This is a genomic window from Pseudomonas sp. C5pp (assembly GCF_000814065.1).
In the GTDB taxonomy this organism is placed as follows: Bacteria; Pseudomonadota; Gammaproteobacteria; order Pseudomonadales; family Pseudomonadaceae; genus Aquipseudomonas; species Aquipseudomonas asiatica.
In genome coordinates, this window is the sequence record NZ_JWLN01000024.1 from 64,952 (window position 1) to 86,297 (window position 21,346).

Here is a 21,346-nt window from a genome sequence, read left to right on the forward strand (position 1 = left end):
CTGTGCCGGCCTCTTCGCGGGTAAACCCGCTCCTACAGGGATATCCACAGCCTTGAAAGGCTATGCAGTACTTGTGGGAGCGGGTTTACCCGCGAAAGGGCCGGCACAGGCAACAACCTATCTGGACATTTACCAATGAACCCCTACACCACCCCCGACCAACGCTGGCAAGCCGTAGAATCCCGCGAAACCGCCGCCACCGGCCACTTCGTCTACGCCGTGCGCACCACCGGCATCTACTGCCACCCCGGCTGCAAATCGCGTCTTGCCAAGCGAACCAACGTCGAGTTCTACGACACCCCAGCTGCCGCCGAAACCGCCGGCTACCGCGCCTGCAAACGTTGCACCGCCAGCACCAGCGCTACCCGCCATAGCCAGCTGGTCACCCGCGCCTGCCGCCTGATCGAAGCCATCGACCCGGCACCCAGCCTCGACCAACTAAGCGCCCAACTGGCCGTCAGCCCTTTTCACCTGCATCGCCTGTTCAAGGCCGAAACCGGCCTGACCCCCAAGGCCTATGCCACCGCTTTCCGTGCCCGGCGCCTGCGCGCCCACCTGGAAGATGGCCAGCGCTCTGTCACCGATGCCATCTATGACGCCGGCTACAACTCCAACAGCCGCTTCTACGAAAGCGCCGACCAGCGCCTGGGCATGCGTCCGCGGCAATACCGCGCCGGCGGCGCCGGGGCAACCATCCACTTCGCCCTTGGCCAATGCTCCTTGGGTGCCATCCTGGTGGCCCAGAGCGAGAAGGGCATTTGCGCGATCCTGCTGGGCGACGATCCCGAGGCCCTGCTGCACGATCTGCAGGACCAGTTCCCCAAGGCCCACCTGATCGGCGGCGACAGTGCTTACGAACGGTTGGTCGCCGAGGTGGTGGGATTCGTCGAAGCACCCGCGCTGGGCCTGGCCCTGCCACTGGATGTGCAAGGCACTGCGTTCCAGGAGCGGGTGTGGCAAGCCCTGCGCGAGGTGCCGGCCGGCAGCCGGGTCAGCTACACCGACATCGCCGAGCGCATCGGCGCGCCCAAGGCGGTGCGTGCGGTGGCCATGGCCTGCGCGGCCAACCACATCGCCGTGGCCATCCCCTGTCATCGGGTGGTCCGCCGCGACGGCGACATCAGTGGTTACCGCTGGGGCATCGAGCGCAAACAGCAGTTGCTCAAACGAGAAACGGCACTCTCCTGATCGCGTGAAGCCGCGTAGAATCACCCGCCAAATCGAATTGTAAAGAGGAATATTCGATGAGGCGTGTCAGCCTTGCCCGTTATTGTCCAGGCCTGATGGTTTTCATGGCCCTGATGCTGGCCATTGCCAGCCCGGCCTGGTCGGCCCCGGCCACGCCATTGTCCAATCTGGCGGTTGCCGAAGCGGACGCGCTGGATGAAAACGCCAGCATCGAGCAGTTGAGCGAGCGGCTGGACCAGATACGCCAGGGCGTTACCAGCGACGCCAATGACGATCTGCTTTCGCAGTTGCGCCTGGGTGCAATGCAGGTGCAGCGTCAGGCCGACGCGTTGACTGCCCTGCGCACCACTGATGTTGAAAAAGTCGACGACAAGCTCAAGGTCATCGGCCCGGTCCAGCCGGACGAGGCGGCTACCCTGACCCAGCAGCGTAAAGCGCTGGAGGCCGAGAAGAAGGCCTTGGTGGCGCAGCAGGGCCAGGCCTCCAAGCTGACCCAGTCGGCGCGCGACTTGTCCACGCAAATCGTCAACCTGCGCCGCAGCCAGTTCAACTCGCAGATCACCAGCCGCGCGGCCTCACCGCTGACCCCGGCATTCTGGCAGAGCATCATTCGCCCCACCCAGGACGATGTTGCACGCCTGCGAGACCTGCGTGGTGAGACGGCTGATGCCATCGGCAGTGCCTTCAGCGCTGAAAATCGCTGGTTGTTCATTACCAGCCTGGTGGCGGCAATCCTGGTCTGGACCTTGGTGCGCCGCGTGCTCGAGCGCCTTCTCGCCGGCGCCATGGTCAGCTGGCTGCCCGAAGGCCGCCTGCGCCGCAGTGCGCTGGCGCTGGGTGTCAGCCTGGCAACCTTGGGCACCATCGCCGGCTCGGTCTCGCTGCTGCGTTGGGGGCTGGAGAGCAGCGCCGAGTTGGGCGCCGATATCGCCAGCCTGGCCAATCATGTACTTGCCCTGGTGGTGTTCAGTGCCTTCATCACCGGCCTGGGCCGCGCCATGCTGATGCTGCAGCGTCCGTCCTGGCGCCTGCCGCCTATTCACGATGAAGTGGCCAGCGCCCTGGGCTGGTTCCCCAAGGTGCTGGCGTTGGCGCTGATGGTCATGATGACCATGGAACGCATCAACAGCGTGATCGGTGCCAGCCTGGCGCTGACCGTGGCGGTCAACGGCCTGACCGCGCTGGTAGTGGCGTTCACCTTCGCCGGTGCGCTGCTGCGTTACCGCCGCACCCTGCGCAAGCATGACCTGGAGCGCCCCACAGGCCTGGCCGGGCTGATCCCGTTCGTGATGGTGATCTGGCTTACGTTGATCCTGCTGGCCTTGCTCGCCGGTTACCTGACACTCGCCTACTTCCTCACCGCCAAGCTGCTGTGGGTCAGCCTGGTGATTACCTGTGCCTACCTGCTGACCACGTTCTTTGGCGACCTCTGCGAAACCCTGCTGTCGCCCCGCCAGCCCGGCGGCCTGGCGCTGGCCTCGACCCTGGGCCTGGCGCCACGTCACCAGGCCCAGGCCAGCACCATCCTGGCCGGTATCGGCCGCACCGTGGTGCTGTTCCTGGCGTTGTTGCTGGCACTGATGCCGTCGGGCACCAGCCCCAGCGAACTGCTGTTGAGCCTGGGTGATTGGGACGAGACCGGCGGCAAGCTGCTGGGCAACATGAACATTGTCCCCCAGGACATTCTGTTGGCAGTGGTGATGTTCCTCGGCGGCCTGTTCGCCATCCGTGTGGTCAAGCGCTGGCTGAGCGATCGCCTGCTACCGGAAACCGACATGGACGCCGGTATGCGTGCCTCGCTGGTGACTCTGGTGGGTTACCTGGGCTTCATCTTCCTGGCCATGCTGGTGATGTCGACCCTGCGCATCAACCTCACCAGCCTGACCTGGGTGGTCAGTGCCCTGTCGGTGGGTATCGGTTTCGGCTTGCAGCAGATCGTGCAGAACTTCATTTCCGGCCTGATCCTGCTGACCGAGCGCCCGGTCAAGGTGGGCGACTGGGTCAGCCTGGCGGGTGTCGAGGGCGACATTCGCCGTATCAACGTGCGCGCCACCGAGATCCAGATGTCCGACCGCTCGACGGTTATCGTGCCCAACTCGCAGTTCATCTCGCAGAACGTGCGTAACGTGACCATGGGCAACGCCCTGGGCGTGGTCGGCATTACCCTGACCATGCCGCTGGAGACCGATGCCAACCGCGTGCGTGAACTGCTGCTGGCGGCTTACCAGGAGCACGAGGCGATTCTGGATGCGCCAGCTACCTCGGTCACCTTCAAGGACCTGACCAGCAGCGGCATGGTGATAGGTGTGAGTGGTTACGTGGCGGGGCCGCGGCAGGTGTCCGGTACGCGCAGTGACCTGTTGTTCACCATCCTTGGGCGCCTGCGTGATGAAGGTATTGCCCTGTCGTCGCCGCAGAGCATGGTGTTGGTGCAGGAGGGCGCTCGCTCGGCTGACGAGTCGGTGTGAAGTCAATCGCCGGCAAGCCAGCTCCCACAAGGACCGCGTCGACTTCAAGCCATACGCAGTACCTGTGGGAGCTGGCTTGCCGGCGATTGGGCTGCAAGGCAGCCCCCTGCCTCAATGCTGCTTGGCCTGCCTGATCCTCAGCAAAATCACCAGCAACACCAACAGCACAGGCGGCGCCATGGCCAACAGCCCATCCCGCGCCGTCAGCCCCAACCCCAGCACATTCAGCCCGCCATACAGCAGCTTGAACAAGTTCAGCAGGTAGTAGGTGATGGCAATGATCGACAGCCCCTCCACCGCCCGTTGAATCTTCACCTGGGCATCAGCCCGGGCATTGAGGCTGCGCAGGATCCCGGCGTTCTGCTCTTCCATTTCCACCTGTACCCGCGCCTGCAACAGGTCGCCCAGGTTGGCCACATTCTTTGCCAGCTGCTCCAGGCGCTGCTCGGTGGCCGCGCAGTAGCGCACGGTCGGCTTGAACCGGCGTTCGATGAAAACCCCCAGGCGCTGGCAGTCGCCCACATGGCTTTCCCGCAGCTCGCCCAGGCGTTCGAACACCAGTTGCGCATAGGCTTGCGTGGCGCCGAAGCGGTGGCGGGTTTTCACCGTACGGCTGACCACCTGGCGTGACAGGTGGGCAATGGCTTCCAGCAAGCCTTTGGAATCATGGTCATCGACACCGGCACTTCGCTCCGAGAGGTTGACCAGGGTCTTGTCGAAGGCATCCAGTTCCTGGCTGAGGTCCTTGGCCGTGGTCAGGGTCAGCGAGGCCATCATGCGGTAGGTCTCGATCTCCAGCAGACGGCGGATCATGCGGCCCTGTCGGTAGGCATTGAGGCGACGGTTGATGAACAGGAAGCGGTTGGTGCCGTCCTCGGTCAGGCGAAAATCGCTCCACACCACCGCATCGCCACCGCCGACGCAGGAGCCGCACGGGTCCTTGAAACCGTAGTGGGGCAGGTCCAGTTCGTGTTCGTCACGGACCAGCACCTGCACCGCATTGATCACTTGCGCCGCTTGCGGGGCGATAGCCTCGGCCAGCACCGGCGGCAGCGTTTGCCACTCGGTGTCGGCGGGAGTGCAGGGCACCACCAGGGTCAGGGTGAAGAACTCGGTGTGCCGTTCCCACTTGAACGGATGACCATCCAGGCGGGTGATGCCTTGGGCGGCTGCGGTGTCCAGGGCATCCGGGCAGCATCGTTGCAGCAGTGCCGCACAGGCAGCATCGCCGCCGAGCAAGGCCAGGTGGAAGACATGCGCCGGGCCGTCGAAATACAGCGACGGGCGGGCGTGCAGTTCGTTGTGCAAGGCGGTGCGTTGAGGGTGCATGGGTGGTCCGGCCTGGTGTTGTGATTGTGGGGGTACCAGGATGTGGGACTTTGCGGTGGGCGGGCAAAGTCACGCGGACGCAGAGTTTTGTGTCGCCTGTGCCAGCTCTTCGCGGGCTTGCCCGCGAAGAGCCGCAAAGTGGCCCCGGTATCCCGCCTTACTACCCAATCCAATATCGGATGGGGTGATCATTCGTAATATCTGAATTCGTTGCTGTCACGGACCAGCAGCTGCATCAGCTTTGGATGAATGAACAGCTTTTCTCTGCCTACTTGCATCTCCTGCAAGACGCCTATTCCCGCCAGATCTTGTAGATAGCGTGATGCGGCCTGTCGCTGAGCGATCTGCTTTTCAACGATGTTGCCAATACGGCAATAGGGCTGTTCAAAAATGACATCGACCAGCTCGCGCGAGTAGATTTTAGGCAATCGCTCGCGTACATATTGAGTGGTGTGCTCGGCAAGGCTGCGGATAGCGGTGATCTTGGCGCTTGTCCATCTAGCGGTTTGCTCGACCGCACTCAACATGTACAACAACCAAGGCTCCCAGGCTTGCTCTCGCGTAACATCAAGTAGCAGTCGATAATAGTCGTTGCGATTGGCGATGATAAAACGGCTCAGGTAAAGGATGGGCAGGTTCAACAGACCTTGCTCAATGAGAAAAAGAATATTGAGCACGCGACCGGTACGACCGTTGCCGTCGGAAAATGGGTGAATAGCTTCGAACTGATAGTGCCCCACGGCCATGCGCACCAGAGGGTCCAGCTCGGTTTCGTTGTGCAGGAAACGCTCCCAATTTGCGAGCAAGTCGCGTAGATGGCTTTCACCTTCTGGCGGCGTATAGATGACTTCACCCGTGCGGTCATTGGCGAGCTGTGTGCCTGGAACACGGCGTACGTCCATGTTCACGCCTTTCAGCGTACGACAGATCTCGACTGCTGTCCCAGTGGACAGGGGGCGTTCGGAAAGTGACTGGAAACCACGATACAGAGCGGTTCGGTAGCGAAGCGCTTCCTTGGTGGCGGGGTCTGCATGTCCGTCACTATCTTGTGCGTGTTGAAACAACATGTCAGTCGTTGTGACGATACTTTCGATTTCCGAGCTGTCTTTGGCCTCCAGTAACGGTAGGGTGTTGATCAACATCGTCTGGTTCGGGATCAGTTCAGCGGCCTGTTTCAGCTCCCCCAAGGCTGTACGTGCTTCGATGCAGCGTTTGAGCACTGCCCGTGTTTCCAGTTCAGTGGCTGGTGGCAAGGCAGGAAGCTGATTGAACGGTTTGTCGGCCTGCCAGGGTAGGTGGGAAGCAGTCATACACGAGCGCCTGATCGGGAAGGAATGTGTCGCTATTTTGTGATTTCGGCGACACGTTTTGTCAATGTGTCGCTGCCAGCGACATGTTTGCCAAACGTGTTCTCGAAATGGCTTTTTTGCGACATATCCTGTGAAGCCTGTACCGGCCTCTTCGCGGGCCAGCCCGCTCCCACAGGTACGGTGCTGCCCTTCAGGCCTGCGCTATCCCTGTGGGAGCGGGTTTACCCGCGAAGAGGCCGGTGAGCCCGGCATCAATTCCAGGCCTTACTCGCGGTTCAACAGCAACTGGTTGAGCGCCCGGGTCATTTGCACGTTATGCACGGTATTGACCAACAACCCGATGCCCGGTTCGCCAGCGTTGGCGCAGATGTATTCGTCGAGGGTGTCCTCAATGCCGAGCAGCAATTGCGAGACGTAACGAAGTGCCTCGGGTGAGGGCAAGTCGTTGTTGATGGTGTAGAACGGGCGGGAGCCAGGTTTTACAGGTGGATCGGGCACAAGTTTATTCATTGCGTTTCCCTAGGTCGGTCAGGAGCTACCACCTCATTCCCTCTCACAGGATCGGGTGGCAGCCGTACGCGGGGTGAGAGACCGGAGACCTAGGAACCCGGCCAGGACCAAGCCTGCCCGCGCACAGCTACCGTTGAGGTTGCAACCAGATCAGCACGGGCTCTCACACCCGGTCGCCATTTTTGACGACCCAGGGAAATTAGCCCTGATGCTCCTGTTCAACAACAGAGAAACGGCTGCGGCGCGGGTAGGATAATTCCCAAGCTACTTCCAGCTGAAGCATTTGGTTTCAGGTTGGGAAAAGTCTTACATCTGAGGGGCCAAGGCGAGGGCTTCGCCCTCGATCGCCGGCAAGCCAGCTCCCACAGGGATGGCACATGGCTTGCCGGCGAAAGGGCCGCAAAGCGGCCCCGGAAATCTCAACCCAGACAACGCGTCACATGCTTGACCGACTGGTAGGCCGACAACCCCCAAGGCCCCAGCTCACGCCCGATCCCGCTACCCTTGGTGCCACCCCACGAGGTCTCGACGAACACCGCCTGCACCGAGTTGATCCACACATGGCCAACCTCCAGCGCATCGGCCACCCGCTCGGCGCGCTCCAGGTCGGCGGAGCACACCGTAGCCACCAGCCCGAAGCGGCTATCGTTGGCCTCGGCAATCGCCTGTTCCTCGGTCGCAAAGCGACGCGCGCACAGCACAGGGCCAAAGATTTCCTCGGTCCACAGGCGGCTGTCTTTCGGCACGTCGGCATACAGCGTCGGGCTGACGAACCAGCCATCCCGGTCCAGCGCCTTGCCACCGGCCAGGCACTGCAGGCCTTCTTCCCGCGCCGTGGCAAAGTAGCCGGCCACCTTCAGCCACTGCGCCTGGCTGGTCAGCGGCCCCATGTCGACCTCTTCGGTCAATGGATTACCGACCCGTAGCTGTTCCAGTGCGGCCTGCAAACGCGGCAGCAATGCATCGGCAATGCCGTCCTGCACCAGCAGCCGCGAAGTGGCCGAGCACATCTGCCCGGCGTTCCAGGTGATGCCGGCGACGATCCATTCCACTGCCTGACCCACGTCGCAATCATCGAACACCACGATCGCCGACTTGCCGCCCAGCTCCAGCGTCACCGGCCGGCACTGCGCCGAAGCGCTGCGCATTACCTGGCTGCCGACACTATTGCTGCCGGTGAACGACAGCTTGTCCAGGCCATTGTGGTTGCTCAGTGCAGCGCCGGTTTCGGCCTTGCCGTTGACGATGTTCAACACCCCGGCCGGCAGCTCCAGGGCATCGGCGATCTGGCCGTAGGCCTGTTCGATCAGCGGGGTGACCTCCGATGGCTTGAGCACCACGGTGCAACCAGCGGCCAGGGCCGGGGCGAGCTTCCAGGCGCTGGTCACAAGCGGGAAATTCCACGGCACGATCAGGCCGACCACGCCCACCGGTTCCAGGCGGGTGCGAGCGCTGAAACCCGGCGCAGCCAGCGGCACATCGCGGTTCTTCGATGGCAGTTGCTCGGCCAGTTCGGCGTAGTAGCCGAAGGTGGCGATGGCGTCGTCCAGGTCGATTTCCGCCTCGTGACGTGGCTTGCCGTTATTGCGCATCTGCAAGGTGATCAACGCTTCACGGCGCTGCCCGAGCTGTTCGGCAAAGCCGCGCAGGTAGGCGGCGCGTTCGCTGGCGCTGGTGCTTTTCCAGGCGGGCAGGGCGTCACGGGCAGCGGTCACTGCCTGGTCTACCTGGGCGACGCTGGCGGCCATCAGTTCGGCAAACGGTTGCTCAAGGGCCGGGTCATTGACGCTGATGCAGTCGCTGCCCTGGCCTTCGACCCAGCGGCCGGCAATGTAGTGGGAAGTGGTCATGGTCGGTTTCCAGTCAGGCCGTTTCGGCGGTGGTTACCGGCGAGTGCGCGGTGCTTTTGCAACGCACCCAACGCGGGCCCTGGGGGCCATACACGCCGGCAGGTTCGGGGAACAGGTTGAGCAGCAGCAGGTACAGCACACCGGCCAGCCCCAGGGTGACCGGCAGGCTCAGGTCGATGCCGCCGGCCAGGTCGCCCAGTGGGCCGACGAACTGCCCTGGCAGGTTGACGAAGCACAGGCCCACCGCCGCGCTGGGGATCCACGCCCCCATGCCGCGCCAGTTCCAGCCATGCAGGAACCAGTAGTGGCCGCCACGTTGGCCGCGGGTGAACACCTGCAGGTCGTCGGCATGGTAGAAGCCGCGGCGGGTGATCAGGCCGAGGATCATGATCACCATCCACGGGCTGGTGCAGGTGATGATCAGCACAGCGAAGGTCGACACGCTCTGCACCAGGTTGAAGGTGAAGCGGCCGATGAAGATGAAACCGATCGCCAGCACGCCAATCAGCAGGGTGGCGCCGGCACGGCTGAGCAGGCGTGGGAACACGCTGGACATGTCCAGGCCAGTACCGTATAGCGCGGTGGTGCCGGTCGACATGCCGCCGATCACCGCAATCAGGCACACCGGCAGGAAGAACCAGCTTGGCGCCACCGCCAGCAGGCCACCGACGTAGTTGTTGGCGGCGATGTAGTCCGGCGCCTGGGTGGCCACCAGGGTGGCGGTGCACAGGCCGAACAGGAACGGGATCAGTGTCGCGCCCTGGGCCGCGATCACCGCCAGCATGATGCGCGCCTTGGGTGTTTCACGCGGGATGTAGCGCGACCAGTCGCCGAGGAATGCACCGAACGACACCGGGTTGCTCATGGCCAGGATCGCCGCACCGACGAATGCCGCCCAGAAGCCCGCCTGGCCGAGGTTTACGCTACCCGCATAACCGGCGTCGAACGGCCCGGCAAAGGCAACGATGCCCAGCAGGAACAGCAGGCTCGAGGCCCACACGGCGATCTTGTTGACCCACAGCATGAAGCGGAAGCCAAAGATACACACCACCAGCACCAGCACCGCGAACAGGCCATAGGCCAGGCCCAGGGTCAGGTCGGTTTCCGGCAGGCCGGCCAGGCGCTTGGCACCGCCGACCAGGGCGTCGCCCGAGCTCCACACCGACAGCGAAAAGAATGCCACCGCGGTGAGCAGCGACAGGAACGAACCGACGATGCGCCCGTGCACGCCAAAGTGCGCACCCGACGACACCGCGTTGTTGGTGCCGTTGAGCGCGCCGAACAGGCCCATGGGCGCGAGGATCAGCGCGCCCACGCTGACGCCGAGCAGGATCGCCCACACGCCGGCCTGGAACGACAGCCCGAACAGCACCGGGAAGCTGCCCAGCACGGCCGTGGCGAAGGTATTGGCGCCGCCGAAGATCAGGCGGAACAGGTCCAGCGGGGAGGCGTCGCGTTGATCGTCGGGGATCTGTTCGACGCCGTTGGTCTCGATACCGGTCGAGTGGCTCATGGTGATGCTCCAGCGCGGTTGTTGTGGGCCGGCGCAGTGCGCGGGCCTTCTTGTGGGTGCGATGGCAGGGCGGCAGGGCCGCGTAAAGGGGATCAGGCCGGCGATACGACCGACAGGTGCTCGTGGCAGGCCAGCCACCGTTCGCCGTGGCGGCGGAAGACGATGGTCTCGCGCTCGCTCAACTGGTGTTCTTCGCCGGCGATGCGGATGTGCGTGGCCACATCGTGCATGAAGATCGCCACGTCACCTTGCAGGCTCACCTGGGCATTGCCCGATTCGCAGGCGAGCACGGCAAACCCGTCGGCCTGCCATTGGGCCCAGAGTTGCTCGTAGGCATGGCGCGACAGCAGCGGTTGCGGCAGGGTGTGGAAAAGGAAGGTGGCGTCTTCGCTGAAGCAGGCGAAATAGCGAGCGGTGTCGTTGCTGGCGAACGCCGCAACGAGGTCGGCGGCGGCTTGCCGTACCTGGAGTGTCTGGTCCACGGGAGTGGCCTCACGGTTCTTGTGATTGTGGTGAAGCGATTCTGGTGGCGGTTGGCGAGGGGAAAAATCGCTGCGGGCAAATAATCAGTTCAGGAATTTGTGAAGTGATGGCTGCGCTTTCTCAGGTTTCGCACTGCGCATCCTGTGGGAGCGGGCGTGCCCGCTCTCATAAGGCTGCACATAACTCATTGAATTAGCAGGGACCCTGTGGGAGCGGCTTTAGCCGCGAACACCGGCGCAGCCGGTGCCATGCACCGCGTTGGATTCTTCGCGGCTAAAGCCGCTCCCACAGGGGATTGCGCCAACTTTTAGAATTTGAGCAAGACAGTTGCTCCCACAGGGTATGCGGACCGCTTGCGAATTCGGCTCTCTACGCGACAGCGCAGCCCAAAGGGCTTTCAGCTATCCAGCTGTCATCTGACTGCAACGAATATTCAGCAACCTTTCTGCCATCTCCCCGTGCCTCATTGCGAGTTCGAATGGGCCATCCCGCGCTGCATCTGCCGCAGGACCACGACCTGTTCGGCCTGCTCTACGCCTTCGCCTTCCGCCCTGGCCAGCCGGGGCGCGAAATCGATTCGGCGCAGTTGTTGCGCACGCTCGGCCAGCCGCTGGAACCTGGCGAGTTTCTCTGGGTGCACCTGAACCTGGCCCACGCTGCCTGCGAACGCTGGTTGCGCACCCACCTGCAGTTGCCCGAAGCCTTCTTCGAAACCCTGCGCGAAGGTTCGCGCTCGACCCGTATCGAACACGCCGACTCGGCGCTGCTGGCGGTGGTCAACGATGTGGTGTTCAACTTCGGCCTGGTGTCCTCGGACATCTCCACGCTGTGGGCCTGCGCCAGCAGCCAGTTGCTGGTAAGCGCGCGGTTGCAGCCGCTGCATTCGGTCGACAAGCTGCGCTCGTCGGTCAAGCATGGCGAGCGCTTTCATTCGTCCATCGAGTTGCTGGTCCATCTGTTGCGCGACCAGGGCGATGTGCTGACCCAGATCGTGCGTGAAACCACCACCAGCGTCGACCGCATCGAAGACCAGTTGCTGTCCCAGCGCCTGAGCGACAACCGCGCCGAACTGGGCAGCATGCGCCGGGTGCTGGTGCGCTTGCAGCGCCTGCTGGCGCTGGAGCCGGGGGCGCTGCTGCGCCTGCTCAACCGGCCGCCCGACTGGCTGCAGGAACAGGACATACGCCAGCTGCGCGCGGCCACAGAAGAGTTCACCCTGGTGATCAGCGACCTCACCGCCCTCGGTGAGCGGATCAAGCTGTTGCAGGAAGAAATCGCCGCCAAGCTCAACGAACAGACCAACCGCACCCTGTTCACCCTGACTGTGGTGACCGTGCTGGCGCTGCCCATCAACATCATCGCCGGCTTCTTCGGCATGAATGTCGGGGGTGTGCCGCTGGCGGAAAACCCCCATGGTTTCTGGGTGCTGGTGGCCCTGGTGGCGACCTTCACCGTGCTGGTGGGGCGCTGGGCGTTTCGCAAGCGGCGCGAGTACTGACGCGACGATCGCCGGTCAGTTCGCCTCTCGCACTGCACTCAGGAACGCCCGGGTCCGCTCCTGTTGCGGGTTTTCGAAGATCTGCGCCGGCGTCCCCTGTTCGTGGATCTGCCCCTTGTAGAAGAAGCACACCCGATCCGCGAACTCCCTGGCAAAGCCCATCTGATGCGTCACCATCAGCATGGTCAGGTTGTGTTCGCTGCCCAACCGGCGGATCACGTTCAGCACCTCGCCACACAGTTCCGGGTCCAGCGCCGAGGTCACTTCGTCGAACAGCATCACCTTGGGCCGCATCGCCAGCGCCCGGGCAATCGCCACGCGCTGTTGCTGACCTCCGGACAATTGCGACGGGTAATGCTCGAACTTGTTGCCCAGGCCAACCATCTCCAGCAGCTCCGCAGCCCGTTCGCGCGCCTCGGAGGGCTTCACGCCCAGTACCTGGACCGGGGCTTCGATCACGTTCTGCAAGGCACTCATGTGCGGGAACAGGTTGAAACTCTGGAACACCATGCCGATCTTCGCCCGCACTTTGCGTACATGGCGCTCGTTGGCGATGAGCTGCTCGCCGTTGCGCCCGGGCATGTGGGTGAGCGATTCGCCATCGACTTCGATCATGCCCTGGTCGATGCCCTCAAGCGTCATCAGTACCCGCAGCAACGTCGATTTGCCCGAACCGCTGGGGCCGATGATCGCCACCTTTTCGCCGGGGGCGACATCGAGGTTGAGGCCGTCGAGCACGGTGAAACTGCCGTAGCGTTTGGTCACGTCCTTGAAGCTGACGATCGGTTGGGCAATGGCCGGTGTGGGCATGTGGGTGTCCAGCGGCTGGGTGGCGGTGGCAGTGGCGAAGTGGGTCACAGGGGCGATCATCAGCGGAGCTCCAGGCGCACTTCAAGGCGCCGAACGAGGTAGGCCAGAGCGACGCTCAAGGCCAGAAAGAACAGACCGACCAGGGTGATCGGCTCGAGGTAGCGGAAGCTTTCGGAGCCGACGTTCTTGGCCTGCTGCATGATTTCCACCACGGTGATGGCCGACAGCACCGGGGTGTCCTTGAGCATGGCGATCAGGTAGTTGCCCAACGGCGGCAGGATCGGGCGAATCGCCTGGGGCAGGATGACTGCCCGGTAGGCGGTCCACGGCGCGAAGTTGAGGGCGACCACCGCTTCCCACTGGCTGCGCGCCACCGAGTCGAGGCCGCCGCGGTAAACCTCGGCCAGGTAACAGGCGTAGTGCACGCCGATACCGATGATGCCGGCCTGCATGGCCGTCATGTTCACCCCGTAGTTGGGCAGCACGTAGTAGAGGAAATACACCTGGATCAGCAGCGGCGTACTGCGGATGAACTCGATCAGCAATGCCACCGGCCACGACAGCCAGGCCTGGCGGCTGCGTCGGGCGATGGCCAGGAACAGGCCCAGCACCACTGCGATCAGGAAGCCAACCAAGGTGATGCCCAGGGTTTTCAGCGACGCCTGCAGCAAGTCGGGCAGGATTTGCGCGACGTAGTTCCAGTCCCAGAAATTCATGACAGGCTCCCCCGCAGGCGACCGCGGCTCAGGCGCCGTTCGACCCGACGCATGAGGAAGTTGATGACCTGCGCCAGGACAAAGTAGAGCAGCAGGGTGAGGCTGAAGATTTCCAGGGTCTGGAAGGTCGCCTGGTCCAGCTGACGGGCGCGGAAGCTAAGGTCCGACAGGGTGATCAGCGACACCAGCGAGGTGTTCTTCAGCAGTTCGATCAGCAGGTTGGTGCCAGGTGCGATGGCCGCCAGCAATGCCTGCGGCAGGATGATCCGCCGGAAACGGGTGGTGGCGGGCATGTTCAGCGCGGTGCAGGCTTCGTACTGCCCCTTGGCCACCGAGCTGATCGCCCCGCGCATCACTTCGGCACCGTAGGCACCGATGTGCAGCCCGAGGCCGACGATGGCCACGGTGTAGGCGCTGAGTTCGACGTTGAACGGTGGCAGCGGCAATACGAAGAACAGCCAGAACAACTGCACCAGCAGCGAGGTGCCGCGGAACAGCTCGATGTAGGCCACGCACAGCCAGCTCAATGGCCGCCATGACGAACGCCGGCCGAGGGCAGCGAGGATCGCGGCGACGATGGCCAGCAGCGAGCCGAAGAAGGTGACCTGGATGGTGATCCAGGCGCCTTGCAGTAACAACGGTATCAATTCACCCATGGTTCGACCTGAATAATCGGATTACACAGGGAATGGCACGGCAAGCGCCATGCCACCTCGATTCACTGCTGGGCACAGAGCTCGGCGGCGGTCTTGTCAGTCACGTTGCTGCGGTCGAAGCCGAACGGCGCGACGGTCTTCAGATGCTCCTCGCTGCCCAGCCACTTCTTCATCTCGGCGTTGACCGCGTCGCGCAGGGCTTTGTCCTCGGGGCGGAAGGCCAGGGCACCGTAGCCGGTGTGGGCCGGGTCATCCGTGAAGTCGCTGATCGCCTCGACCTTGTCGCCACCCTTTTTCGCCAGGCCCTTCATGGTCAGCTGGGTGCCCACGGCGGCATCGGCGCGGCCGGCACGCACGGCCTGCAACTGGGCGGTGGTGTCCGGCACCTGAAGGATCTGCGCATCGGTGATGCCGGAGTCGCGGGCATAGGCGAGGTTGACCGTGCCGGCCATGATCGCCAGCTTCACGTCCGGGTTCCTGGCGATGTCGGCGTAGCTGTGCAGGTTTTTCGGATTGCCCTGTGCCACCAGCAGGGTGTCGGGCAGGGCGTACTGCGGGTCGGTGAAGATCACCTGCTTGCAGCGTGCGGGGGTGATGTACATGCCTGCTGCAATCACATCGAAGCGCCCGGCGCGCAAGCCCGGGATCAACGAACCCCACTCGGTGAGCACGCCATCGACCTGCTTGATGCCCATTTTCTCGAAGATGATCTTGGCGATTTCCGGTGACTCACCGGTTACACGGCCATCGGTTTCGGTGAAGGCGAACGGGGTTTCGTTGGCGTAGCCGATGCGGATGCGGCTGGTTTCCTTGATCTCGTCCAGGCTGGCGGCCTGGGCGCTGGCGAGCACACCGACGGCGGCACAGGCCATCAGCAGGCGCTGGAAGGGGCGTGGAACGTTGAAAGGCTGGCTCATCAATGAAGCTCCTGTTTGTTATAAAAACCGTCGTCGACGGCTCTGTGTTAGGAGGCAGTGGAGCAAAACAGCGATAGCAGGTCGGTCTTTTGTTCGAGGCTGCCAGGCAGCGGGAGTTCGACCTTGGGGCGAGCATACAAAAGCTGAAACGGCGATGGCATTGCACTAGGACAATTGCCCGAAGCACTTGTACGGGGGATGCTGTGACCCTGGCCCCGGCAAGCGAAGCGAACATCATGATGAACAGTTGGAAGGCAGCCCTGGACGCGGCCCGCATCGGCGAGTCCAAATACAAGATCCTGGTCCAGGCCGTCACCGGCGAGATCGAGCGCGGCGTATTGGTACATGACCAGCGCCTGCCACCGCAGCGACAGGTAGCCGATGCCTTGGGCATCAGCGTGCAGACCGTGACCAATGCCTACAAGGAACTCGAGCGCCAAGGCCTGGTACGTTGCGAGATCGGCCGTGGCAGTTTCGTCAGCCGGCGCATGAGCGACCGCGTGTCCGATGACATCATCGACCTGCCCGAGCGTACCCTGGTCGACTTCTCCATCACCCGCATCCTGCACACCCAGGTGCATGAGCGCATCTGGCGCGACACTTGCGCCGAGCTGGCCGTGGAAGAGGAGCAGCCGTGGATCCATGCCTACCGGCCCATCGCCGGGTTCGAGAGCCACCGCGAGGCCGCGGTGCGCTGGCTTGCCGGCCTGGGCATGCAGGTCGAGCGTGACGATGTGCTGGTAACCAACGGCGCCGCCCACGCCATCTTCCTGGCCCTGGCCTCGCTGGCCGGGCCGGATGATGTGGTGCTGTGCGAGGGGTTGACCGACCATGGCGTGATCGGCAATTCACAGGTGCTCGGTTTCACCCTCAAGGGCCTGGAGATGGACCGCGAGGGCATCAACCCGGAACATTTCGAGGACATCTGCAGCAACGAGCGGGTGACCGCGCTGGTGTGCACACCCAACCTCAACAACCCGACCGTCAGCCTGATGCCCGACAGCCGGCGCCAGGAGATTGCCGAAATTGCCCGGCGCTTTGGCGTGCATATCATCGAAGATGACGTTTATGGGCCGCTACTGGGTGGCAGCCATGCCAGGCCGCTCAGTTCCTATGCGCCGGAGCTGTCGTTCTACTGCACCAGCATGACCAAATCGGTGCTTACCGGCCTGCGCGTGGGCTATCTGGCCATGCCCAAGCGGCTGGCGCTGCGCACCGAGAGCATCTTGCGGGTCAACAGCTGGATGGCCACGCCCCTGGTGGCGGAGATTGCATCGCGCTGGATCAACGACGGGCGCGCGGCGCAGCTGGTGGCGCTGCAGCGCACCTTGCTGGGCGAGCGTCAGGCGTTGTTGCGTGAGTACTTGGGGGAGTATGTGCGTGGTCAGCACGCCCATGCCTTGGGTGCCTGGCTGAACATTCCCGAGCGCTGGGAAGTGGACAGCCTGGTGCGTGCCTTGCGCCGCCGGCAGATTGCGGTGACGCCGCCGGAGCCGTTCCTGGTGCGCGGTACACCGCGGCCACGGGCCGTGCGCTTGTGCGTGGGCGCCGAGTGTTCCGAGGCAAAGCTGCGCCAGGCCTTTGGAGATATGCGGGAGTTGTTCGGGCAGTATCCGCAGATCCACGAGCTTTGAGCGGCCTGTACCGGCCTCTTCGCGGGTAAACCCGCTCCCACAGGAATCGCGCATTTCCTGAACCCCGCACGGAACCTGTGGGAGCGGGTTTACCCGCGAAGAGGCCGGTACAGGCAAAAACAAATTCCCCGGCAAATTGCCCTAGTACATTCATCACGACAATTTTCGCCTCATACACTCCGCCCAACATCAGCTCACTTGTTGGGTCCCGGTCATGTCAGCGCTCTCGCTTCACGATCTCTACCTCGCCCGCCAGCGTATCCACGGCCTGGTGCGCAGCACGCCGCTGGAACTTTCCCCCAGCCTGTCACGGCACCTGGGCACGCCGGTCTACCTGAAGCTCGAAGCCCTGCAGACCACCGGCAGCTTCAAGCTGCGCGGCGCCAGCAATGCCATCGCCGCACTCAGCGCTGAACAACGCGCTTGCGGCGTGGTTACGGCCTCCACCGGCAATCACGGCCGGGCGGTGGCCCACGCTGCTGCGCAACTGGGCGTGAAGGCAACCGTGTTTCTTTCGCAACTGGTGCCAGCCAACAAAGTCCAGGCCATCCGCGATCTGGGCGCCGAAGTGTGCATCGTCGGCCACTCCCAGGACGATGCCCAGCACGCCGCGCAACAACATGCCGACCAACAGGGCGCAACCCTGATCCCACCTTTCGATCACCCTCAGGTCATCGCCGGCCAGGGCACGTTGGGCCTGGAAATCATCGAGCAGTTGCCCGAGGTGGAGCAGGTGCTGATTCCGCTCTCCGGTGGTGGCCTGTTCGCAGGTGTGGCGTTGGCCATGAAAAGCATCAAGCCGGCGATCACCACCCATGGCATCAGCATACAGCGCGGCGCGGCGATGTACGCCAGCCTGCAGGCCGGCAGGCCGGTCGAGGTTGAGGAGCTGCCGACACTCGCTGACTCGCTCGGCGGCGGCATCGGCCTGGGCAACCAGCACACCCTGAACATGACCCAGCGTCTGCTCGACCAACTCCACCTGCTGCCGGAAGCGTCGATCGCCAATGGCATGCGCCATGCCTACCAGCACGAACGGTTGGTACTCGAAGGTGCCGGCGCAGTCGGCATCGCCGCGCTGCTCGACGGCCTGGTGACGGCCCGCGGCCCGGTGGTGGTGGTGGTCAGCGGGCGCAACGTCGACAGCGCACAGCATCAGCGCGTCATCAACGGCGGCGACGCCTGAAATTCACGTTCCTTCACTGGAGGTATTCGAATGCCGGCCATCACCTTGCTCAGCGAAGCCGACCTGCGTAGCTGCATTACCCTCGACCGCGACGCGATCGATGCCATCGAGCAGGCCTTTGCCCTGCTTGCCACGGCCAATGTGGCGATGCCGCCGATCCTGCGCCTGGATGTGCCCGAGCACAACGGCGAGGTGGACGTGAAAACCGCCTACCTGCCTGGGCTGGAGCGTTTCGCGATCAAGGTCAGCCCAGGCTTTTTCGACAACCCCAAGCTTGGCCTGCCCAGCCTCAACGGCATGATGATGCTGCTGTCGGCCCGCACTGGCCTGCTCGATGCCTTGCTCCTCGACAATGGCTACCTCACCGCCGTGCGCACCGCTGCAGCCGGTGCGGTGGCTGCCCGCTGGCTGTCGCGGCAGGACAGCCGCAGCGTGGCCTTGATCGGCAGTGGCGAACAGGCACGCCTGCAGCTGCAGGCACTGCGCCTGGTGCGGCCGATCGAGCAGGTCAAGGTGTGGGGGCGCGATGCGCAGAGAACCGCAGCGTTATGTGATGACCTGGGGCGCGATGGGCAACTGCAGGTACAGGCCTGCGACAGTGTCGACCAGGCCATGCAGGCGGTCGATATCGCCATCACCTGCACCCCCAGCCGCGAGCCGCTGATCCAGCCGCATCACCTGCAACCGGGGCTGCACATCACTGCCATGGGCTCGGATGCCGAGCACAAGAACGAGATCGCGCCCACGGCCCTGGCCCGGCTCGACCGTTATGTCGCCGACCGCCTGAGCCAGACCCGCGTGCTGGGCGAACTGCACCACGCCTTGCGCGCTGGCGCGGTCAGCGAACAGGCCGTTCATTCCGAGCTGGGCCAGATCATCGCCGGCCTGCACCCGGGCCGTGCGCAGGCCGAAGAGGTCACCCTGTGCGACCTGACAGGCACCGGGGCCCAGGACACCGCCATCGCCAACCTTGCCTTCGAACGCGCAATCGCCGCCCACAAAGGCCTGGCGTTTCACAGCTGACAGTTTTCGCAACCCACTCACAAGAAGGGCATCCGTATGTCACAGACAGTGGTCAACCTGCCGTTCAGCCGGCAGGAGTACGCCCAGCGCCTGGCCAAGACCCGCGCTGCCATGCAGCAACAGGGCCTGGAGCTTTTGCTAGTTACCGATCCATCGAACATGGCCTGGCTCACCGGCTATGACGGCTGGTCGTTCTACGTGCACCAGTGCGTGCTGCTGGCGCTCGATGGCGAGCCGATCTGGTTTGGCCGCGGCCAGGACGCCAATGGCGCAAGACGCACGGTGTTCATGCTGCACGACAACATCGTCGGCTACCCGGACATCTATGTGCAGTCACGCGAGCGCCACCCGATGGACTACCTGTGCCAGGAGGTGATTCTGGCCAAGGGCTGGGGCGGCCTGAGCATCGGCGTGGAGATGGACAACTACTACTTCAGCGCGGCGGCCTACCAGGCGCTGTGCAAGCACTTGCCGCAGGCGCGCTTCAGCGATGCCGCCGGGCTGGTCAACTGGCAGCGGGCGGTCAAGTCGCCGCAGGAAATCGAATACATGCGTATCGCCGCGCGCATCGTCGAACAGATGCACGGGTGCATCCTCGAACGCATCGAGCCCGGCATGCGCAAGAACGAGCTGGTGGCCGAGATCTACCGCAGCGGCATTCTCGGTGTCGATGGCCATGGCGGCGACTACCCGGCCATCGTGCCGTTGCTGCCGACTGGCGCAGATGCCAGCGCGCCGCACCTTACCTGGGACGATTCCCCGTTCACCCGCGGCGCCGGCACGTTCTTCGAGATTGCCGGCTGCTACAAGCGCTACCACTGCCCGCTGTCGCGTACCGTGTACCTGGGCAAGCCGCCGCAACACTTTCTCGATGGCGAAAAGGCGGTGGTCGAAGGTATCGCGGCCGGCCTCGATGCCGCGCGGCCAGGCAATACCACCGGTGACATCGCCAGGGCGTTCTTCCGTGTGCTGGAGAAGTTCGGCATACACAAGGACAGCCGCTGTGGTTACCCGATCGGTATCAGTTACCCGCCAGATTGGGGCGAGCGCACCATGAGCCTGCGCCCGAGCGACACCAGCGTGCTGCAACCGGGCATGACCTTCCACTTCATGCCGGGGCTGTGGATGGACGACTGGGGCCTGGAGATCACCGAAAGCATCCTCATCACCGAGACCGGGGTCGAGACCCTGTGCAACGTGCCGCGCCAGCTGTTCGTGAAGGACTGACCCATGAATGCAATCGCACAGGCCGCCGCCACGGTGGCCAACCCGATCACCTGTACCTTGGATTTCGAGCAGGACGGTGTGCAGCACGGCTTCCTCAAGCTGCCGTACTCGCGTGACGACTCGGCCTGGGGGGCGGTGATGATTCCGCTGACGGTGGTCAGGAATGGCAATGGCCCTACTGCCTTGCTCACTGGTGGCAATCACGGTGATGAATACGAAGGCCCGGTGGCGCTGAGCAAGTTGGCTCAGCAGCTGCAGCCCGAGCAGGTAAACGGGCGGGTGATCATCGTGCCGTTCATGAACACACCGGCGTTCCAGGCGGGCACCCGTACTTCGCCGATCGACCGGGGCAACCTCAACCGCAGCTTCCCTGGCCGGCCTGATGGCAGCGTGACGGAAAAGATCGCCGATTATTTCCGCCGCACCTTGCTGCCGTTGGCCGATATCGTCCTGGACATCCACTCCGGTGGTCGCACCCTCGACTTCCTGCCGTTCGCTGCATGCCATGTGCTGCCCGACAAGGCCCAGCAGGCACGCTGTGAAGCCGGCATGCAGGCCTTCGCCGCGCCCTACAGCATGCGCATGCTCGAGCTGGATGCGCAGGCGATGTACGACACCGCGGCAGAAGAGCAGGGCAAGGTGTTCATCACCACCGAACTGGGCGGTGGTGGCACCTCCACGGCGAAAAGCGTGGCTCTGGCGGAGCGCGGCGTGCGCAATGTGCTGATTCACGCCGGCATCCTTGCCGGCGAAGTGGAGCAGGGCGAGACAACCCTGTTGGACATGCCCGATGGCGATTGCTTCATCGCCAGCGAGCACGACGGATTGCTGGAGATGTGCCGCGACCTGGGCGAAACGGTCAGCCAGGGCGAAGTGATCGCCCGTATCCATGACATCCGCCGCACCGGCAGCGCTCCGGTCGAGTACCGCGCCCGACGCGATGGCTTGCTCGCAGCCCGGCACTTTCCCGGCCTGGTGCAGTGCGGCGACACCCTGGCGGTGATCGCCGACGTACTGGCCTGAACCTG

General features: G+C 63.7%; 18 protein-coding genes. 8 read left to right on the forward strand and 10 right to left on the reverse strand.

Annotation, left to right across the window (positions count from 1 at the left end):
* Positions 1–135 precede the first annotated feature (135 nt).
* Together ada and RR51_RS19245 are read left to right on the forward strand one after the other, a co-directional pair.
* Positions 136–1,188 (forward strand): bifunctional DNA-binding transcriptional regulator/O6-methylguanine-DNA methyltransferase Ada, encoded by a 1,053-nt coding sequence (gene ada / locus RR51_RS19240; protein WP_039614399.1) that lies wholly within the window; start codon positions 136–138, stop codon positions 1,186–1,188.
* Positions 1,189–1,244: 56 nt separating this feature from the next.
* Positions 1,245–3,656 carry a DUF3772 domain-containing protein gene (locus tag RR51_RS19245; RefSeq protein ID WP_039614400.1) on the forward strand — a complete coding sequence of 804 codons (2,412 nt, stop codon included), beginning with the start codon at positions 1,245–1,247 and terminating at the stop codon, positions 3,654–3,656.
* A gap of 111 nt (positions 3,657–3,767) precedes the next feature.
* Here the strand turns inward: RR51_RS19245 and RR51_RS19250 are convergent, their stop codons facing one another.
* The 6 genes from RR51_RS19250 to RR51_RS19275 form a co-directional block, all read right to left on the reverse strand.
* The gene (locus tag RR51_RS19250) at positions 3,768–4,985 is read right to left on the reverse strand and encodes a DUF3422 domain-containing protein (RefSeq protein WP_039614401.1); all 1,218 of its coding nucleotides are present in this window, start codon (positions 4,983–4,985) and stop codon (positions 3,768–3,770) included.
* A gap of 188 nt (positions 4,986–5,173) precedes the next feature.
* A complete protein-coding gene (gene fic / locus RR51_RS19255) occupies positions 5,174–6,295 on the reverse strand; it encodes a protein adenylyltransferase Fic (protein WP_039614402.1) in 1,122 nt (373 codons plus the stop codon).
* A gap of 264 nt (positions 6,296–6,559) precedes the next feature.
* On the reverse strand, positions 6,560–6,805 hold the full coding sequence (locus RR51_RS19260; protein ID WP_024086246.1) for a hypothetical protein: 246 nt from the start codon (positions 6,803–6,805) through the stop codon (positions 6,560–6,562).
* A gap of 419 nt (positions 6,806–7,224) precedes the next feature.
* On the reverse strand, positions 7,225–8,655 hold the full coding sequence (locus RR51_RS19265) for an aldehyde dehydrogenase family protein (protein ID WP_039614403.1): 1,431 nt from the start codon (positions 8,653–8,655) through the stop codon (positions 7,225–7,227).
* 13 nt (positions 8,656–8,668) lie between these two features.
* Positions 8,669–10,168 carry a purine-cytosine permease family protein gene (locus tag RR51_RS19270; protein WP_039614404.1) on the reverse strand — a complete coding sequence of 500 codons (1,500 nt, stop codon included), beginning with the start codon at positions 10,166–10,168 and terminating at the stop codon, positions 8,669–8,671.
* A gap of 92 nt (positions 10,169–10,260) precedes the next feature.
* Positions 10,261–10,650, reverse strand: coding sequence for a YybH family protein (locus tag RR51_RS19275; RefSeq protein ID WP_015268917.1), 390 nt, complete (start codon positions 10,648–10,650; stop codon positions 10,261–10,263).
* 479 nt (positions 10,651–11,129) lie between these two features.
* Here RR51_RS19275 and RR51_RS19280 point away from each other — a divergent pair, with 479 nt between their 5' ends.
* Positions 11,130–12,149 carry a transporter gene (locus RR51_RS19280; protein ID WP_024086247.1) on the forward strand — a complete coding sequence of 340 codons (1,020 nt, stop codon included), beginning with the start codon at positions 11,130–11,132 and terminating at the stop codon, positions 12,147–12,149.
* A 15-nt stretch (positions 12,150–12,164) separates the two neighbouring features.
* Here the strand turns inward: RR51_RS19280 and ehuA are convergent, their stop codons facing one another.
* The 4 genes from ehuA to ehuB form a co-directional block, all read right to left on the reverse strand.
* The gene (ehuA, locus tag RR51_RS19285) at positions 12,165–12,959 is read right to left on the reverse strand and encodes an ectoine/hydroxyectoine ABC transporter ATP-binding protein EhuA (RefSeq protein WP_220467664.1); all 795 of its coding nucleotides are present in this window, start codon (positions 12,957–12,959) and stop codon (positions 12,165–12,167) included.
* A 59-nt stretch (positions 12,960–13,018) separates the two neighbouring features.
* Positions 13,019–13,675, reverse strand: coding sequence for an ectoine/hydroxyectoine ABC transporter permease subunit EhuD (gene ehuD, locus RR51_RS19290; protein WP_003256382.1), 657 nt, complete (start codon positions 13,673–13,675; stop codon positions 13,019–13,021).
* Entirely contained in the window at positions 13,672–14,331 is a 660-nt protein-coding gene (gene ehuC, locus RR51_RS19295) for an ectoine/hydroxyectoine ABC transporter permease subunit EhuC (protein WP_013970844.1), read from the reverse strand. The genes ehuD and ehuC overlap by 4 nt, the downstream gene beginning before the upstream one ends.
* Before the next feature lie 62 nt (positions 14,332–14,393).
* On the reverse strand, positions 14,394–15,248 hold the full coding sequence (gene ehuB / locus RR51_RS19300) for an ectoine/hydroxyectoine ABC transporter substrate-binding protein EhuB (RefSeq protein ID WP_024086249.1): 855 nt from the start codon (positions 15,246–15,248) through the stop codon (positions 14,394–14,396).
* Positions 15,249–15,487: 239 nt separating this feature from the next.
* Between ehuB and ehuR the strand changes: the two genes are divergently transcribed.
* From ehuR to doeB, 5 genes are all read left to right on the forward strand, one after another.
* On the forward strand, positions 15,488–16,882 hold the full coding sequence (ehuR, locus tag RR51_RS19305; protein WP_031324447.1) for a MocR-like ectoine utilization transcription factor EhuR: 1,395 nt from the start codon (positions 15,488–15,490) through the stop codon (positions 16,880–16,882).
* 214 nt (positions 16,883–17,096) lie between these two features.
* Positions 17,097–18,068 (forward strand): hydroxyectoine utilization dehydratase EutB, encoded by a 972-nt coding sequence (gene eutB, locus RR51_RS19310; protein WP_039614405.1) that lies wholly within the window; start codon positions 17,097–17,099, stop codon positions 18,066–18,068.
* Between the two features lie 30 nt (positions 18,069–18,098).
* Positions 18,099–19,091 carry a cyclodeaminase gene (locus tag RR51_RS19315; RefSeq protein ID WP_039614406.1) on the forward strand — a complete coding sequence of 331 codons (993 nt, stop codon included), beginning with the start codon at positions 18,099–18,101 and terminating at the stop codon, positions 19,089–19,091.
* Positions 19,092–19,127: 36 nt separating this feature from the next.
* Positions 19,128–20,318 carry an ectoine hydrolase DoeA gene (doeA, locus tag RR51_RS19320; protein WP_039614407.1) on the forward strand — a complete coding sequence of 397 codons (1,191 nt, stop codon included), beginning with the start codon at positions 19,128–19,130 and terminating at the stop codon, positions 20,316–20,318.
* Positions 20,319–20,321: 3 nt separating this feature from the next.
* On the forward strand, positions 20,322–21,341 hold the full coding sequence (gene doeB, locus RR51_RS19325; RefSeq protein ID WP_052261083.1) for a N(2)-acetyl-L-2,4-diaminobutanoate deacetylase DoeB: 1,020 nt from the start codon (positions 20,322–20,324) through the stop codon (positions 21,339–21,341).
* The last annotated feature ends 5 nt before the right edge of the window (positions 21,342–21,346 follow it).